Raw genomic sequence first — 15,545 nt, 5'->3', positions numbered from 1 at the left:
CACAAGTTGAATAAACATCATATTTAAAGCCAACGAAATTTATTTCGCTGGCTTTTTTGAGGTAAGGCTTAATTTTATTAACAAAAGTAGGATGACTAGGATTGAAAAGTTTTGAGAGCTGAAGCGCATGTATAAGTCTACTAGCATTTTTATACATAAGAACTACTAATTTTCATAAATAGAAGTAGTAATTCTTTAAAGCAGTGGGACTTTACATTTTCTATTCAGTCATCTACTGCCTAAACGAAAAAGAGTCTGAGACATCTATTTTTGTCCCAGACTCTATTGTTCAAAACTCAGAACATTAGACTAATATGCTGCTTTTTAAATTAAAAAAACAACATATATTACAAATTCCAATTTTTAAATGTCGTATTTAAAAGATAAGTAATGAAATGTACTACTTAGTTTCACGATGTAACGTATATTTATTTAATCTTGGACAAAACTTTTTAAGTTCAATACGTTCAGGATGATTACGTTTGTTTTTTGTAGAAATATAATTACGATCGCCACATTCAGTACATGCTAATGTAATATTTACGCGCAAAGTTAACACCTCTTTCTTAATAGTAATGATTACGTTTTATAATATTACCACATAAAATTTAATCTTTCAACATTTTAATAATGTGCAATTTGAAGGATTACATTAAAATACATATCCACTAAAAATTAATTAAAGATTAAAGATTGAATAGATAGAAAAATATGTTATGATATAAAACGTAATAATTTCGATTTGTAAAAAGGAGAGGAAAATAGATGGCAAAAAAATCTAAAATAGCAAAAGAGCAGAAAAGAGAAAAGTTGGTTGCACAGTTTTACGAATTGAGAAAAGAACTAAAAGATAAGGGCGATTATGAAGCTTTAAGAAAATTGCCAAGAGATAGTTCTCCTACGAGATTAACAAGAAGATGTAAAGTAACTGGCAGACCTAGAGGTGTTTATCGTAAATTTGGTATGTCACGCATTGCATTAAGAGATTATGCACATAAAGGGCAAATTCCAGGAGTGAAAAAATCTAGTTGGTAATTTACGACTAAAGTCAGTTTACATTTGATATAAAACAATGTATATTATCTATTGGAAAAGATAAATAAAAAAGTTATTGTTCGGAAAAATGATAAAATTATCAATTATTTCAATAATAATGCTCATTAACATCATGAAAATCTTACCATTATATAAAAGTTTTATTAAAAATGTTAGGGGTTTGTTAAAATGAAAATTTTTGATTATGAAGATATACAACTTGTACCAAATAAATGTATTGTAAACAGTCGTTCGGAATGTGATACAACAATTCAATTTGGACCTAGAAGTTTTAAACTACCTGTAGTACCGGCAAATATGCAAACAGTAATGAATGAAACATTAGCGGAATGGTTCGCTGAGAATGATTATTTCTATATTATGCATAGATTTGATGAAGAAGGTCGTATTCCTTTTATTAAAAAGATGCAAGAAAAAGGTTTATTTGCTTCAATTTCAGTTGGTGTTAAAGAACGCGAATTTGGTTTTGTTGAATCATTAGCTGCTGAAAACGTGATTCCTGAGTATATTACGATTGATATCGCTCATGGACATTCTGATTCAGTTATCAATATGATTAAACATATTAAAAAACATATTCCAGAAGTATTTGTAATTGCTGGAAATGTAGGTACACCAGAAGGCGTACGTGAATTAGAAAATGCAGGCGCTGATGCAACAAAAGTAGGTATTGGACCAGGTAGAGTATGTATTACTAAAATTAAAACTGGATTTGGTACAGGTGGTTGGCAATTATCTGCTTTAAATCATTGTAGTAAAGCAGCGCGTAAACCAATAATAGCTGATGGTGGTATTAGAACACATGGTGATATTGCAAAATCAATTCGTTTTGGTGCATCAATGGTTATGGTAGGATCATTATTTGCTGCACATGAAGAATCACCAGGTGAAACAGTGGAATTAGATGGCAAAATGTATAAAGAATATTTTGGTAGCGCATCTGAATTCCAAAAAGGTGAACATAAAAACGTTGAAGGTAAAAAAATGTTTGTTGAACATAAAGGCTCACTTTTTAATACTTTAACTGAAATGCAACAAGATTTACAAAGTTCAATTTCATATGCAGGTGGCAAAGACTTAAATTCATTAAGAAAAGTAGATTACGTTATCGTAAGAAACTCAATTTTTAATGGTGATAGAGACCAAAAATTATAGTAGGTGTTTAAAATCAGAAGACTTTTATTATATATAGTCATTTTTTTGATTATTGTATTAGTCGTCCCTATCAAAGAAACGGCACCTATGACATCGTTACAGCAGCAACTCAAATCGAGTGTTGATAGTTGGACTTCAAGCGAAACAGCAACGAACGATGAACTGAAAGTACCTAATAAACAAGATTTTGCTGTGAATAATATTCAAATGAATATGTCAAAACAGGACGTCGATAACAAACTTGGCAAAGCTAAACGAGTGACATCAAATGAATATGGCACACAGTGGCATACGTATTATTCTGATGATTATAGAGCATTTGTAATGGTAAGTTATATTGATGATAGAGTGAATGCACTTTATAGTAATCAAAATCTAATTTCTTCTAAATCGAAAATTAAATACGGTACACCTAAACAAATTGTGCGAGATAGACTTGGCGAACCAATTAAAGATAAACAAAAAGGTAACGTAAAATTTGATGTTCAAGACGATGAATATGATAATTTTCATAAAGACAGTATTTATACAACGGCATTTTATGATAAACATGAGAACAATAACTTAACTGCGCTTTTACAGGTTAGTGACAAAATGGAAAATCGTTTACAACAACAATATGGTGCACCTTCTGATAATTTAGCCCAAAGTTTCGAACTACAAAACTTTGATTTAGTAAATGCTGAAAGGGTTCAACATAATTTAAATACATTAAGCTATTCATCTAGTATTTCAGATACTGCCAGAAAACACAGTAAAGATATGGCTGATAATAACTATTTTGATCATAACAATTTATCAGGAGAATCTCCTTTTGATAGATTGGAGGCAGATGGACAGGATTTCAATGTAGCAGGAGAAAATTTAGCATATGGTCAAGCAAATAGTATTTATGCACACCAAGGTTTAATGAATTCATTAGGTCATAGAAAAAATATACTTAAAAAAGAATTTAATACTCTTGGTGTGGGTGTCGATTTTAATAAAAATAGGCAACCTTACTGGACAGAAAATTATACAGGCTAATGTTTTATTATAGTTGTATACGGGTATCCATGATTTGTGAGGATGGATAAGTTATGACAACAAATAAAAAAGATAAAACAGAAGATATACTTGAAAAAGTTAAAGAAGTTTTAGAAAAGAATAGAAAAAAATAGGCGAATGCGCAATTGCGCATTCGCCTATTTTTTTGAGAGTGTCTTAAATTGCTCTAAATTACCAATTACATTTCTCTAAATAATCCGACCACTTTTCCTAAGACAGTAACTTGATCTAAATAAATAGGGTCCATTGAATTATTTTCTGGTTGTAGACGGTAATGTGCTTTTTCCTTAAAGAAGCGTTTGACTGTAGCTTCATTTTCTTCAGTCATAGCGACAATAATATCACCATTTTCGGCAATTGTTTGGCTTCTAACAATGACTTTGTCTCCATCAAGAATACCTGCTTCAATCATACTATCTCCAACTACATTTAAAATAAAAATATCACTATTGTGTGTAGATGTGAAATGTTCTGGTAATGGGAAGTACTCTTCAACATTTTCAACAGCAGTTATTGGTATACCTGCTGTTACTTTACCAATTACAGGAACATGAATTGTTTCTTCCATATTAATAGGTTCACCTAATTGTTCAGTTACTATTTCAATGGCACGTGGTTTAGTAGGATCTCTTCTAATATAACCTTTTTCTTCTAATCTAGATAAATGACCATGAACTGTTGAGCTAGATGCGAGACCAACAGCTTCACCGATTTCTCTAACACTTGGTGGGTATCCTTTAGCGTGAACAGTTTGTTTTATATATTCAAAAATCTCATTTTGTCGTTTAGTTAACTCTCTCATAATAGGCACTCCCTAATCTAATTTAACCTAATTATAGCATGTGTATATCTGTTTTACAAACGTTTGTTCGTTCCGGTGTTGACATAGAACAAATGTTCTGATAAAGTAACTATACAAACAAACGTTCTAGGAGTGACTATAAATGATAAAAATATATAAATCTCAAATAAAAGCTTATACAACGGTGTTAATTGCAACTATGGTTCTTTGCGCAATTTTTATATTAAGTGCTTATAATAATGCTAATTCAGAACAGACGTACGAAATGACAGATCACCAAATGACGCAACAATCTAACAATAGCGAACAAAACAATACTAAATTGGAGCAGAAAAGCGAACAAGATTCACAACCCGTAATGGCATCAATGTATTAAAATATATATAAAAGATAATGATTAATGATGATAATAAGGTTGGGTTAAGGTGAGCGAAACAATTTAGTTTCGTTCACTTTTTTGTTATATTTTTTATATTAATAATAACGGAGGTTTATAATGTCTCAAAAAGATGGTGTAGATATAAAAAGAATTAATAAATTAGCAAAAAAGAAAAAGGAACAAGGACTTACAGAAAATGAAGCTAAAGAGCAATCGAAATTGCGAAAAGCTTATTTAGAATCTTTTAGAAAAAACTTTAAACAACAAATTGAAAGTACAAGAGTCATTGATCCTGAAGGTAATGATGTCACTCCAGATAAAGTGAAGAAAATTTTAGATGAGAAAGAGAAAGAAGATAAATAGAAAATCAATATTTTGTTAAATAGATATTAAATAAGGTATAATGATATAGAATCTTGTTAGAAGAAAGGAAGTCATTTAGATGAATAAAGAAAAAGATCAATTAGCGGTTGATACGATTAGAGCATTGAGTATCGATGCTGTTGAACAAGCCAATTCAGGACACCCTGGATTACCAATGGGTGCTGCTCCAATGGCATATACACTATGGACACGCCATTTAAATTTTAACCCCCAATCAAAAGATTTCTTTGATAGAGATCGCTTTGTATTATCTGCTGGACATGGTTCTGCTTTATTATATAGTTTATTACATGTTTCAGGTAGTTTAGAATTAGAAGAGTTAAAACAATTTAGACAATGGGATTCTAAAACACCAGGACACCCAGAATTTAAACATACAGATGGAATTGAAGTAACAACTGGTCCACTTGGACAAGGTTTTGCTATGTCTGTAGGTATGGCGATGGCTGAAAAACATTTAGCTGGTAAATTTAATAAAGAAAATGCTAACGTTGTTGATCATTACACATATGTTCTTGCTTCTGACGGTGACTTAATGGAAGGTATTTCTCATGAAGCAGCTTCTTTAGCAGGTCATAATCAATTAGATAAATTAATCGTTTTATATGATTCAAATGATATCTCGTTAGATGGAGATTTAGATAAAGCATTCTCTGAAGATGTAAAAGGTCGTTTCGAAGCTTACGGTTGGAAACACATTTTAGTTAAAGATGGCAATGATTTAGATGCAATTGATAAAGCTATTGAAGAAGCTAAATCACAAGATGTTCCAACAATTATAGAAATTAAAACTGTAATCGGTTTCGGTGCGCCTAATAAAGAAGGTTCTCACGGTGTGCACGGTGCGCCACTTGGAGAAGATGAAAGAAAATTAGCGTTAGAAAACTATGGTTTAGATCCAGAAAAACGCTTTAATGTACCAGAAGAAGTTTATGAAATCTTCCAACAAAGCATGTTAAAACGTGCAAATGAAAAAGAAGAAGCATGGAATAAACTTGTAGAAACTTACAGTAAAGATTATCCTGAGCTTGCAGAAGAATTTAAATTAGCAATCAGTGGTAAATTGCCTGTCAATTATAGTGAAGCATTACCTCATTTTGAAGCTGGACACAGTGGCGCGTCACGTGCAGACTCAGGTGAAGTGATTCAAGCATTAAGTAAAACAGTGCCTTCATTCTTTGGTGGATCAGCAGATTTAGCTGGTTCAAATAAATCAAATGTTAAAGATGCACCTGATTTCGATAAAGAAACGCCAGAAGGTAAAAATATTTGGTTTGGTGTACGTGAATTTGCAATGGGTGCCGCTGTAAATGGTATGGCTGCTCACGGCGGATTACATCCATATGGCGCAACATTCTTTGTATTTAGCGACTACTTAAAACCAGCATTACGCTTATCATCAATTATGGGTCTAAATTCAACATTTATCTTTACACATGACTCAATCGCTGTTGGTGAAGATGGTCCAACTCATGAACCAATCGAACAATTAGCTGGTTTACGTGCAATTCCAAATATGAACGTTATTCGTCCAGCAGATGGTAACGAAACACGTGTTGCTTGGGAAGTTGCTTTAGAATCAGAAGGCACACCAACTTCATTAGTATTAACACGTCAAAATCTTACAACTATGGATCTTTCTAAAGAAACTGTAGAAGAAGGTGTTCGTAAAGGTGCTTATGTAGTATTTGAATCAGATAATGCACCAGAATTCTTACTATTAGCTACTGGTTCTGAAGTTAACTTAGCTATAGAAGCTGCTAAAGATTTAGAAGCTCAAGGTAAAGGTGTACGTGTTGTTTCTATGCCAAACTGGAACGCTTTTGACCAACAAGCTGATGAATATAAAGAATCTGTATTACCATCATCAATTACTAAACGTGTTGCTATTGAAATGGCATCACCACTTGGTTGGCACAAATATGTAGGTACAGAAGGTAAAGTAATTGGTATCGACGGATTTGGTGCTAGTGCTCCTGGAGACTTAGTTGTTGAAAAATATGGCTTTACTAAAGAAAATGTATTAAATCAAATTCAAACATTTTAATTAGTGTAGTGAAAATTGATTTTGTTGGTATGAGAACTTAAGTTCTCATACCATTTTTTATTTTATAATTAAAATAAGCTTATATTTACAAATTGATTTTGAAATTGATATAATACATGAGTCGATAATTTATATAAATAGAGTTGCTCTTGAAAATGAGCACTAATTTTAGTAAAATTCATTAGGATAGGAAAGTGGGTGAAACAATGGCAACTTGGTTAGCAATCGTATTAATCGTGTTAGCATTAATTTTAGGTTTAGTAGGTGGATTTTTCCTTGCAAGAAAATATATGATGGATTATCTTAAAAAGAACCCACCAATCAATGAAGAAATGCTACGAATGATGATGATGCAAATGGGTCAAAAACCTTCTCAAAAGAAAATAAATCAAATGATGACAATGATGAACAAGAACCAACAGGAACAATTGAAGAAGTCTAAATAGAACATCATTAAAGGGCTGGGAGCTACTTGTAAAAAGTAACTTTCAGCCCTTTATTTTTTGCTCTGGCAACACAGTGGCAAAATGACTATGAATTTTTAAATCGCATTTATAAATACATTGTTTAGTATTTCATAACTTCTTTTTCATTATTCGGGTACAAAATTATGAATTAAAAGCATTTGGAATGTTTTTGAAAATAATAATTTCAGATGATGAAAATATACCTTTTCTTAATACTACAAATGTAGATAATAAAGGGTATGAAAGTGCATCAAAAAATCAAAGGAAGTGGTTGATCGATGGTAACACTCAATTCCCAAATTCGATTCAAGTTGCAAAGGTTACCTTCACAGCTGTAACTGATGAAAAAGATAAAATTCACTACCTAACAGATAGTGTAAGTCAAAAGTTATAAGATTAATATATGAATGAGGATATTGAGAATTTTAAAAATAAGTTATATAACATTCTTTTTGAAAAATAAGAATACAATAATCAATTTACAATATATTCTTATAGGTAATTTATAGAATGAATACGTAATTAGTGTAGGAGAGTATAACAATAAAAATTGGAATATTCAGAAAAATAATTGATTATAGATTGTAATTTGTTATAATATGAATATAAGGGAGGTAGTAATAAGTGAAGGATGCTTATGCCATGGAAGATAAAGAAGTACTTGATCGACTAGCAAATATGCATATTAACTTTCAGACCGACGAAGCATTTAAGAAATATCATAACGCGATGCAATTACATGATATGAATTATCTTAGATACACTTTAAACGATGCATTGTCCGCATGTACACAAACAAATGCAATATAAATAAACATGTAGTAAAATCAGCTTAAATATAAGCTGGTTTTATTTTGTGTATATTGTGAATAAGCATTTGACTATGTCGTTTTCTACATAACTAAAAGACATGATATGAACATTAAGCCTTAAATTTTGAAGATTAAATAATAAATTAGGCTATAAATACTGATTATTAATTTATTAAGTGATATACTATCCAAGGTAAATATCATCTTGTAGAAACGCAAAGAAGGTGTAAGCATGTTGTATTTAGTATTTTCAATAGTTTTCGCATTTTTAATGGGTATTGGTGTCATTATAGTCAGAATGAAAGCACAACAATTTCCCGTAAATGAAAAGAAAATTATACTACCTCCATTTTTTATGGCAACAGGTGCATTGATGTACGTGGTACCTTATTTTAGATTAACTGGAACTGAGATTTTAGAATGTATCATTATGGGGTTATTATTTTCTACCATATTAATTTGGACATCTAGATTCGAAACACAGGGTAGTGAAATTTACATGAAACGTTCAAAAGCGTTTCCAATTATTCTTATATCATTGTTGTTAATTCGTACAGTAATCAAAATATTTATAAGTAACCAAATTGATCCAGGGGAAATTGCAGGTATGTTTTTCTTATTAGCATTTTGCATGATTGTACCTTGGAGAATAGCAATGTTATATAAATTCAAAAAAGTTAAAAGTAATTTAATTCAATAAATTATTGCCGTTTATCTATAAAGGTAAACGGCTCTTTTAATATACTTGAAGCGTTATGAAAAATATAATAAACTATTAATACGAACAAACGTTCTAAGAGAGGGCGATATAATGAAAATCATACATACTGCGGATTGGCATTTAGGGCGAATATTAAATGGGAAGTCGTTACTAGAAGACCAAGCGTATATACTAGATAAATTTATTGAGGCAATGAAATTAGAACAACCCGACGTTATTGTCATTGCGGGTGATCTATATGACACAAGTTATCCAAATAAAGATGCGATTCAATTACTTGAACAGACAATTGATATATTAAATTTAGAAATGAGTATTCCTTTAATTATGATTAATGGTAACCATGATAGTAAGGAAAGATTAAATTATGGCTCAAAATGGTTTGAAAAATCACATATGTACATACGTACTGACCTTAATGATATGAATAAACCAGTAACGATTGGGAACGTTGATTTTTACACAATGCCTTTTGCCACTATAAATGAAATGCAATATTTCTTTGATGACAAAGCTATAGAAACACACCAACAGGCTTTAAACAGAGTGTTGGTATATATGCATGAAGTCATAGATGAGAATAAAGTGAATATTTTTGTTGGTCATTTAACAGTACAAGGTGGAATTCGCTCTGAATCTGAAAGGCCGTTGACTATAGGTACAGTTGAGTCAGTTGATGAGAATCTATTTAATCAGTTTGATAGAGTTATGCTTGGACATTTACATCATCCTTTCAGTATTGAATCTAATTTTATAAATTACAGTGGTTCATTGTTACAATATTCATTTTCAGAAACGAAACAACCAAAAGGTTATAAAATAGTAGAAATTAAAAATCAAAAAATAACAGACAAATTTATACCATTAAAGCCTCTAAGACAATTAGAAGTGATTGAAGGTAATTATGAAGATGCAATACAAGAAAAGTTAGAAGTAAAACATAAAGAAAATTATTTACATTTTAAATTAAAGCATATGTCACATGTGAGTGATCCTATGATGCATTTGAAGCAAATTTATCCTAATACTTTAGCGTTAACCAATCAGACGTTTGATTTTAATACATCTATACACCATGAAAATATTGAAATTCAAAAATTAGATGATGAAACAATAATTGATAATTTTTATAATAGTATAACGGATGAACATTTAACTACGAATCAAAGTAAAAAAATAGAAAAAATTATGACAGCATTACTTGAGGAGGGTTCTAAATAAATGAGACCCATTAAACTGAATTTAACTAATTTCGGTCCCTTTTTAAATGAAACAATTGATTTTAATAATGTAGAAAATAACCAACTCTTTTTAATCAGTGGAAAAACTGGTTCAGGCAAGACGATGATATTTGATGCTATTGTGTTTGCATTATTTGGTGAAGCTTCCACAAAAGATAGAAAAGAAAGCGATTTAAGGAGTCATTTTGCTGAAAGTAAAAAACCAATGGTTGTCGAATTTGAATTTAAATTAAGAAATCAATATTTTAAAATTCAAAGACAAGGTGCATTTATAAAGGAAGGTAATAAAAATAAAACACTAGGGCAACTAGCAGTTTATCAATATGAACAAGATGATTATGCACTTAGAGAAAGTAAAATTAATAGTGGTAATCAATTTATCAAAGCGCTACTAGGTGTGAATGCTGAACAATTTCGACAACTGTTTATATTACCACAGGGTGAATTTAAACGATTTTTACTCTCGAAAAGTGTGGAAAAACAAGATATATTAAGAACACTGTTTAACAGTCAGAGATTTGAAGAAATTCAAAAAAAATTATCTGATGATGTAAAAGAAGTAAGAGAGCAAATAGAAAAAAGGTACAACGATTTAGAAAATCATTGGAAAGAATTGGAAACTTTTGATGATGAAACATTATGCGAGCATAAAGTAATAAGTGCTAGACAAACGAACAATATCATTAAGGTATTACCAGATTTTAAAATGAAAGCACAAATAATACGAGATGACTTTGAACAGAAAAAAGAAATATTAAAAAATAAAGTCAACAGTACAGAAAATGCTTTAAATAATAATATTAAATTAGAGGATGCTTTAAATAAGCTCAATGAAAATCAACAAAAATATGAAGCATTATTAGTTAATGAACACGAAATCCAAGAAAAAGTTAAGCGTGTAACAGAAATCAACGAAGTAAGACCCATTACGAATTTATTAGAAGTAAAAGAAAATACAATTTCCAAAAAAGGTAAAGTAGCGCAAAGTATTGAAGAAAAATCTAAAAGTATCTTTGATTTGGAGGATAAGATAAAACAAAGTAACCTTGAAGCGGATAACCTTAAAGAGAAGCAAGATGATATTGAGGAACTAAGGCGTTTTATTGAACAGACGCAATTGTTTTTTGAAAAAGCAAATAAATATAAAGATGCCTACAACAATTATCAGTTCACGAAAACAGCATTTACAGATTTAGAAGCGTATTTAACTCAAAAAAATGAGGAAATCAAAGATACTACAGCTAAATTAAATCAACGTCAGCCTGATTATCGAAAGATAGAACAAATTACGGAAGCAATATACAACCTTAATAATGATATTAAACAATTGAAGCAAAATGAAAAAGATAAAATTGAGTATGATGCATTACAGAAAAGAAAAATGCAAAAGCAACGTAATCTTAAAGATTTAAGTCAAAAGCGTGTGCAACTCAATGAGGAATATAATAATATTGATAAATCTAAATTAGATTTAAACAACAAACAAGATGTAATTGCAACAGTACAAGCAGCTCTACATACTGGTGAAACTTGCCCAATCTGTGGTAATGAAATTCATACATTATCGAGTCACGTGGATTTTGATGAAATAATGGAAAGACATCAACAGCTCACGCTATTAGAAGAAAAAATAGCTACTGTAAAAGGAGATATTATTAAATGTGAAAGTGAATTGTCACACATTGAGGAGCAATTATCAAAATATACTATAGCTTCATTGGAAAATATAAATTATGAAGCTATAGAAGATGAAGTTGAGAAGAAATATCAAGAAAAGAAAAAAATAGATGAAGAAAATAATGAAATAGAAAAATTAAAAGACCAATTACAACAATATGAAAAAAGTTCACACGATTTACAGATGAATATTCAAAAAAAAGAACACATATTAAAAGAAAATGAAACTGCGATAAACGATTTTGAAAATACAACAGGTTATAAACGGGTTGATGAATTTTTAACAAAATTTGAAGATGCTTATAATCAAATACGCCAATTTGATCAAACGCTAAATGAAATTGAACAAAAAATACAAAATTATAAGAGTACTTTAGCAATAGAAAAAAATAGTGTAACTTATTTAAAAAATAACCTTGCTGAAATAGAAACTGAAATCAATGAGACTGATATGAAAATCAATGAGGAAATGCAACGTATTGGTTTTACATCATTAGAACAAGTTGAAAAAGTAACAGCACAAGCATCAGAAAAGCAAAATTTAGAAAAAGAAATTGAAACTTTCAAAAAAGAGAAACAATCTTACGAATTATATATAGCGCAACTAAAAGCTGAAACAAATAATAAGAAGCTAGATGATACACAACAACTAAAAGAACGATTTGAAGAAATGCAACAAGCATATGAAACAGCTTCAACTGAATTAAGTCAACATGACTATAAAATGGAGTTTAATTCTAAAAAAACAACTGAAATAAATAAAATTATAGATGAGTTAAATAGTGAATTGCAATCTCAACAAGAAGTATTTCAATTAGCAGAAATTTTAGCAGGGAAAAATGAACAAAAATTAACGTTGGAAAATTATGTATTAATATATTACTTGGAGCGTATTCTTACTCAAGCTAATCAGCGCTTAGCAATTATGACGGGACAGAGATACCAATTAACGAGACGAGCTCAAATATCTCAAGGCTATAGTGGACTAGAAATAGATGTGTTCGATGCACATTCAAATCAATCACGCCACATTACATCGTTATCTGGTGGAGAAACATTTCAGGCATCATTAGCATTAGCATTGGGATTAAGTGAAATTGTGCAACAAGAATCAGGTGGGATTTCACTTGATTCAATGTTTGTAGATGAAGGATTTGGTACTTTAGATCAGGAAACACTAGAAACTGCACTAGATACATTGCTAAGTTTAAAATCAACGGGTCGCATGGTTGGGATTATTTCTCACGTAAGTGAACTCAAGCAAAGAATACCGCTTATATTGGAAGTAACCACAGAACAATATCAAAGTACAACGCATTTTAAAAAACAATAGAGTATAAAAAAATATATTTAAATAAGAAAAAAGCCAAGACATTTTGAAATGTCTTGGCTTTTTTGATTTAAACTAGAGCGAACTATGAAAATTTTAAAAAAGCTTAATTTTTTTCGCTTTATACTAATTAAATCGAATTAATTTTTTTCACGTAATAAGTCGCGGATTTCCGTTAATAATACAGTGTTTTCTTCGATTTCTTCTTCCTCTTCTTTCTTCATTAACGTATTAGCAATTTTAACGAAAAGGAATAAAGCGAATGCAATGATGATGAAATCAATAATTGATTGAACGAACATACCATATTTAATACCCATAAATGACCAGCTTTCAGCAAAGTCAACAGTACCGAAAATTAAACCAATTAATGGCATGATAATGTATGAAACTAAAGCAGTAACAATTTTATTAAATGCTGCGCCCATAACTACAGCAACTGCTAAATCTAAAACATTACCTTTAAGTGCAAACTCTTTGAATTCCTTTAACATATAATTAACTCCTCTTAATTAAATTTAAAGTTTATTATACATTATATGTAAAGTTTAGAAAATAGTTTATTTAATGAAATTTGATATTAACTCATTGTTTTGTTATTGTAATACGTGGCTATTACATAAAATAGTAGTGTTTAGAAATTCTAATCATTCTATTTTAGATTCGAAAATTTAATATGATAAGAAAGGGAGTAATTAATTATGAATTCTTCTAGTAACCAACCTAATGGTAAGAAGATATCTCCAGTTTTTATCTATAGTGCGATTATCGTAGCGATTGTTGTTATTATCGGCGCAGTGTTACCGGAACAATTTGATCATGTTACGAATACAATTAAACTATGGATTACAGATAAACTAGGATGGTATTACTTAATTCTTACAACGTTTATTGTATTCTTCTGTATTTTCCTAATCTTTAGCCCGATTGGTAAATTGAAGTTAGGTAAACCGAACGACAAACCTGAATTTAATACAATTTCATGGTTTGCTATGTTGTTCAGTGCTGGTATGGGTATTGGGCTTGTATTCTATGGTGCAGCAGAACCAATGGCTGACTTTGCAGCGCCGCCAAATGCGGATCCGAAAACTGCAGCAGCTTATACCGAGGCCTTACGTTCAACATTTTTCCATTGGGGATTCCATGCGTGGGCAATTTATGGCGTAGTTGCATTAGCGCTCGCTTATGCCCAATTTAGAAAAGGCGAACCTGGATTAATTTCTAGAACATTACGTCCTATCTTAGGAAATAAAGTTGAAGGCCCAATTGGGACAATCATTGATGTGCTTGCTGTATTCGCTACAGTAGTAGGTGTTGCCGTATCACTAGGTATGGGCGCATTGCAAATCAATGGTGGGCTTCACTATTTATTTGGCATACCAAATAATGTTTGGGTACAAGCAATTATTATTGTAGTTGTAACTATTCTATTTATTATGAGTGCTTGGTCTGGTTTAAGTAAAGGCATCCAATATTTAAGTAATTTAAATATTAGTTTAGGTGCAATTTTAATGATTGCTGTTTTAATCATTGGACCGACAGTATTGATTTTAAATATGATGACAAGTTCTACAGGTAGTTTGTTGAACTCATTCTTATTAAATACGTTTGACACTGCAGCTTTAAACCCTCAAAAACGTGAATGGATGTCTAGTTGGACACTTTACTATTGGGGTTGGTGGTTAAGTTGGAGCCCATTCGTAGGTATTTTCATTGCACGTGTATCTAAAGGACGTTCTATTCGTGAATTTATTGCTGGGGTACTTTTAGTACCAGCGTTAGTAAGTTTCGTTTGGTTCAGTGTATTCGGTGTACTTGGAATTGAAACTGGTAAGAAAAATCCAGAATTATTCGATATGACTGCTGAAACACAACTCTTTGGTGTGTTCAATGAAATTCCACTAGGTATTATACTATCTATTATTGCATTAGTATTAATCGCATCATTCTTTATTACCTCTGCTGACTCAGCAACATTTGTATTAGGTATGCAAACGACAAATGGTTCATTAGAGCCTTCTATTATGATTAAAGTTACATGGGGTATCGCACAATCATTAATTGCATTCGTATTATTATTTGCTGGTGGAGGTAATGGTGCTGAAGCATTGAATGCGATTCAAAGTGCCGCCATTATAAGTGCCTTACCGTTCTCCTTTGTAGTGATCATGATGATGATTTCATTCTACAAAGATGCGAACCAAGAGCGTAAGTTCTTAGGACTTACTTTGACACCAAATAAACATAGATTGCAAGATTATGTACAACATCAACAAGAAGATTATGAAGATGATATTATTGAAAAACGTACACCATTAAGAGATGCAGAAAAAGCAGAAAAATAATATTGATTAATAGTCAAAAACTGAGAATCCAATTGGGTTCTCAGTTTTTTTGTAGGATAATGAAATTAGCTGATAATGATTC

At 30.9% G+C, this 15,545-nt stretch carries 16 protein-coding genes; 13 read left to right on the top strand and 3 right to left on the bottom strand.

Going from position 1 to position 15,545, the window contains the following annotated elements:
* Positions 1–400: 400 nt before the first annotated feature.
* The gene (gene rpmG / locus ACP7BT_RS02580; protein ID WP_011303194.1) at positions 401–550 is read right to left on the bottom strand and encodes a 50S ribosomal protein L33; all 150 of its coding nucleotides are present in this window, start codon (positions 548–550) and stop codon (positions 401–403) included.
* Between the two features lie 215 nt (positions 551–765).
* On the opposite strand from rpmG, the gene rpsN reads away from it, so the two are divergent.
* The 3 genes from rpsN (at position 766) to ACP7BT_RS02565 (ending at position 3,237) form a co-directional block, all read left to right on the top strand.
* Entirely contained in the window at positions 766–1,035 is a 270-nt protein-coding gene (gene rpsN / locus ACP7BT_RS02575) for a 30S ribosomal protein S14 (RefSeq protein WP_002483389.1), read from the top strand.
* 189 nt (positions 1,036–1,224) lie between these two features.
* Positions 1,225–2,211 carry a GMP reductase gene (gene guaC, locus ACP7BT_RS02570; protein ID WP_041080496.1) on the top strand — a complete coding sequence of 329 codons (987 nt, stop codon included), beginning with the start codon at positions 1,225–1,227 and terminating at the stop codon, positions 2,209–2,211.
* 3 nt (positions 2,212–2,214) lie between these two features.
* Positions 2,215–3,237, top strand: coding sequence for a CAP-associated domain-containing protein (locus ACP7BT_RS02565; protein ID WP_194379237.1), 1,023 nt, complete (start codon positions 2,215–2,217; stop codon positions 3,235–3,237).
* Positions 3,238–3,436: 199 nt separating this feature from the next.
* On the opposite strand, the gene lexA is transcribed toward ACP7BT_RS02565, so the two are convergent.
* The gene (gene lexA / locus ACP7BT_RS02560; protein WP_002483386.1) at positions 3,437–4,060 is read right to left on the bottom strand and encodes a transcriptional repressor LexA; all 624 of its coding nucleotides are present in this window, start codon (positions 4,058–4,060) and stop codon (positions 3,437–3,439) included.
* A 142-nt stretch (positions 4,061–4,202) separates the two neighbouring features.
* Here lexA and sosA point away from each other — a divergent pair, with 142 nt between their 5' ends.
* The 9 genes from sosA to sbcC all read left to right on the top strand — a co-directional run bounded on the left by sosA (position 4,203) and on the right by sbcC (position 13,121).
* Positions 4,203–4,436: a DNA damage-induced cell division inhibitor SosA gene (sosA, locus tag ACP7BT_RS02555; protein ID WP_037538473.1), complete on the top strand. Its 234-nt coding sequence runs from the start codon at positions 4,203–4,205 to the stop codon at positions 4,434–4,436.
* A 120-nt stretch (positions 4,437–4,556) separates the two neighbouring features.
* On the top strand, positions 4,557–4,802 hold the full coding sequence (locus ACP7BT_RS02550) for a DUF896 domain-containing protein (protein ID WP_002483384.1): 246 nt from the start codon (positions 4,557–4,559) through the stop codon (positions 4,800–4,802).
* A 79-nt stretch (positions 4,803–4,881) separates the two neighbouring features.
* A complete protein-coding gene (gene tkt / locus ACP7BT_RS02545) occupies positions 4,882–6,870 on the top strand; it encodes a transketolase (RefSeq protein ID WP_002483383.1) in 1,989 nt (662 codons plus the stop codon).
* Between the two features lie 206 nt (positions 6,871–7,076).
* Entirely contained in the window at positions 7,077–7,316 is a 240-nt protein-coding gene (locus tag ACP7BT_RS02540) for a YneF family protein (protein WP_041080499.1), read from the top strand.
* Between the two features lie 190 nt (positions 7,317–7,506).
* On the top strand, positions 7,507–7,731 hold the full coding sequence (locus tag ACP7BT_RS02535) for a hypothetical protein (RefSeq protein ID WP_142758801.1): 225 nt from the start codon (positions 7,507–7,509) through the stop codon (positions 7,729–7,731).
* A gap of 230 nt (positions 7,732–7,961) precedes the next feature.
* The gene (locus tag ACP7BT_RS02530) at positions 7,962–8,147 is read left to right on the top strand and encodes a hypothetical protein (RefSeq protein ID WP_002483380.1); all 186 of its coding nucleotides are present in this window, start codon (positions 7,962–7,964) and stop codon (positions 8,145–8,147) included.
* Between the two features lie 234 nt (positions 8,148–8,381).
* On the top strand, positions 8,382–8,849 hold the full coding sequence (locus ACP7BT_RS02525; protein WP_002483379.1) for a CcdC family protein: 468 nt from the start codon (positions 8,382–8,384) through the stop codon (positions 8,847–8,849).
* 111 nt (positions 8,850–8,960) lie between these two features.
* Positions 8,961–10,091 (top strand): exonuclease subunit SbcD, encoded by a 1,131-nt coding sequence (gene sbcD, locus ACP7BT_RS02520; RefSeq protein WP_037538469.1) that lies wholly within the window; start codon positions 8,961–8,963, stop codon positions 10,089–10,091.
* Complete coding sequence (gene sbcC / locus ACP7BT_RS02515; RefSeq protein WP_041080502.1) at positions 10,092–13,121, top strand: exonuclease subunit SbcC; 3,030 nt, start codon at positions 10,092–10,094, stop codon at positions 13,119–13,121.
* A 137-nt stretch (positions 13,122–13,258) separates the two neighbouring features.
* On the opposite strand, the gene mscL is transcribed toward sbcC, so the two are convergent.
* Entirely contained in the window at positions 13,259–13,612 is a 354-nt protein-coding gene (gene mscL / locus ACP7BT_RS02510; protein WP_002483376.1) for a large conductance mechanosensitive channel protein MscL, read from the bottom strand.
* A gap of 207 nt (positions 13,613–13,819) precedes the next feature.
* On the opposite strand from mscL, the gene ACP7BT_RS02505 reads away from it, so the two are divergent.
* Positions 13,820–15,463 (top strand): BCCT family transporter, encoded by a 1,644-nt coding sequence (locus ACP7BT_RS02505; RefSeq protein ID WP_002483375.1) that lies wholly within the window; start codon positions 13,820–13,822, stop codon positions 15,461–15,463.
* Positions 15,464–15,545 lie beyond the last annotated feature (82 nt).

The organism is Staphylococcus sp. Y174-1, assembly GCF_049897865.1.
GTDB classification, from domain to species: Bacteria; Bacillota; Bacilli; order Staphylococcales; family Staphylococcaceae; genus Staphylococcus; species Staphylococcus saprophyticus.
The sequence above is the reverse complement of the archived record's forward strand: the minus strand, read 5'-3'. Positions and strand labels throughout refer to the sequence as shown.